The sequence below is a fragment of the Stenotrophomonas sp. P5_B8 genome, from assembly GCF_054049855.1.
On record NZ_JBFULO010000815.1, the window covers coordinates 1 to 738 of the forward strand.

Here is a 738-nt window from a genome sequence, read left to right on the forward strand (position 1 = left end):
CCAGAGCCATTGCCGATGCTTAGCATCGCTGCAGCACGATCGACCAGGAAGCGCCTGGTTCCGGCAGAAGCTCCGAAGCTTGCGTAGCGTACGTGCGCGGTAGAGCGCGAGTTGGTAAAACGGACAAGGAAGCGCTCATGACACGGCAAATCACAAAACTCGTAATCGGCGCGGGCATCATGGCTATCGCGGCGCAAGTCGGGGCCAGCGAGTTTCTGATCGATATGCAGGGTGCAGCCGGAAAGCGTGTCAATGTGTACGCCAATGACGCGGCGACCGACCACACGCCGGTCGATGATGTCACGAATCCTGGCCCAAACCGGATCCGTCAGATTGATCTGACAATGGTCTATGAAGCGATCGACCAACCCCTATGGTTGGAATATCAACTCCAGTTCAAATGCCCCAAGCCGAGCAAACGCGGCCGTGGCGCGCCCAAGCACAAGGCTGATTCAACCGGCATGTTGGACACGCCGGATTCGGTGGAATTCCGGGTGGCCAGCGGCACAAAGTCCATGAAACAGGATCCGGCGATCATTGATCTCCAGCCCACCGATTGGCAAAGTGCGAGCAGCCATACGATGCGACAGGCATGGAATGTAGCCTGCAACAGTGACAGCATTATCGGCGCCAAAGAAACTGCCTCGGTCAATCGTGTGGTTAAGGCCGAAGCACTGCGACCGAAACTGGCAGCCCTTGGTTTGAATGGACTCGAACTGGTCCCGGACGGACTATCGA

General features: G+C 57.3%; 1 pseudogene. It reads left to right on the forward strand.

The annotated features are described in order from the left end of the window. Positions 1–176 precede the first annotated feature (176 nt). Positions 177–738, forward strand: a pseudogene (locus tag ACXJKH_RS21615) (hypothetical protein); the annotation flags it as partial.